The sequence below is a fragment of the Phocaeicola sp. RTP21198st1_B8_RTP21198_201120 genome (assembly GCF_040929485.1).
In the GTDB taxonomy this organism is placed as follows: Bacteria; Bacteroidota; Bacteroidia; order Bacteroidales; family Bacteroidaceae; genus Phocaeicola; species Phocaeicola dorei.
Genome location: NZ_JBCOCI010000244.1, coordinates 1 through 1,850, shown reverse-complemented (window position 1 = coordinate 1,850; position 1,850 = coordinate 1). Strand labels below are relative to the sequence as shown.

Sequence of the window (1,850 nt, the reverse complement as noted above, 5' to 3'; positions counted from 1 at the left end):
CAATAAGGATATTATAAATCAAATTATGGACAGCGCTCAGAGTGCTTTGGACATGATTAATAATGATTTGAAACTCGATGAGGAGTTTATGAATCAGTTGGATGCAATTATACCTGGCAAGAAGAGAGAAATGGTTGGTATTAAAGCGAATGATGATGACGACCTTGATAATACAAAGCGTCATACATATACTGCACACACTATTTACGATGATCCTTCAGCAAAGGGAAACAATGGAAAAGAGGCATTAGACACAGGTGAAAATACTTCTACTCCTCCATCAACATCAACTCAGATTCCTAAGGAAACAGATTATGATAATCCTGATGATTATTTGAATGAAGTTGAAGATCAGGATGAGGACTTTCATGCGAATAAGAGCTCTAATAATTATGGAATACCTCGTGAGAATCAAGAGGCACGTCAATCTACGCCTAGACAGACAAAAACTCCTGAATCATTTGGAACTCCAACTTCTAATAAACATCCGAATCATTATACAAGTGACCATCCAAAGAAAGAGTATCCTTCTGCGCCTCGTGTCGAAGGGAGTAAACGTCCATATACAGACCATACGGGTTGGAATGATACACGTCGTCCATACCGTCCTTTAGCACCAAAGCCATTCTCACCAGAGGATGTACGCAACTTTGGCTCTAATGGGCAACAACGTACGTTGGAGATTCTGGAGCCTTCTCAAGTAGAGGTTGATGCAATTAATCGACTGCTTGATGGTGATTTGTCTTCAGAACAGGTAGCAGATCAAAACTACCTTGCCCAGTATCGCTTGTATCAAAATCTTGTTAAGAGAGGAATGAAACCCGATGAGTCCGAAGCAGACTTTGTGCGAAATGCACACCTAAAATCTGAGCACACCCTTAATGGAGGTAAGTATATCCACAAATGTAGTGCAGCAGGTGGCATTATGTATATCTCTCCTTCTATTTGGAACAAAATTGCAGATGACAGGTGTGTAGTATGCGTATATCTTGGGGCCAAAGCCAACGAGTTTATGTATTTCAACTCAATTGAAGATATCTTGAATTGGGTTAGTGAAGATGACATTGTTATCAAGCTTACAGGCGAAGAAAAGGCAGATGTAGTACAAGAACTGTATTCTGGCATCCTTGAAGGTGTTAAGGGAACAGCTTACACAATGATAAGAATTTGCTCAAACGAAAAATACAATTCAGTATTTGCGCCAATCTCGCATGATCCAAATGCAAATGATAATCTAACTGATGACGACATTTAATTATGGACAAGGCTAAGACAATCAAGAATTATCAATACTTCTTTGATGATCAAATCAGAGAGATTGAGGCAGAGCAAAAAACTCTGGTAAATACGCCCATAGCACAGCTTCTCAGAAAGGAGGAATTGTGTTATGGCTTCATTGATCATGTCAACAATGAACGAGGACATATTATCTTGAAATTTCCGAAAGATAAAGGGCCAAGACTAAAAGTTCTTAAATCGCTAACTATAGTTACGCTTACTGCTATCAATGAGCTTGGCTCAAAGCCAAGCCAATGGGCTTGTACTCTAAAAGAATTTCTGTCAAACAACTCCTATCATAAAGGTTTTTCGGAGCTGACACCACTCTACTATCTTCGAAAAGCAGCCCCTACATATGATTATGTAGGCTGCACTTCTATTGATTTGGGAATGTTTGATTTGGTTAGAAGAGCATTGGCAAAAGGTAAGACTCCAAAAGTACTTGTATATAGCCCCTTTCCTCCAATTGATCTCTTGAAGAATATGAATAACTACATGGATTTGTACCCTTCAAATGAAGAATTGTACATTGAACCTAAGATTTCTTTTGAAGATTGGCAGCCTGTAGAGCT

The 1,850-nt window shown here is 38.9% G+C and carries 2 pseudogenes; both read left to right on the top strand.

Annotated features, from left to right (window positions below):
* A pseudogene (locus tag AB5935_RS25015) lies at window positions 1-1,255 on the top strand (hypothetical protein); the annotation flags it as partial.
* A gap of 2 nt (window positions 1,256-1,257) precedes the next feature.
* Window positions 1,258-1,850 (top strand): annotated as a pseudogene (locus AB5935_RS25010) (hypothetical protein); the annotation flags it as partial.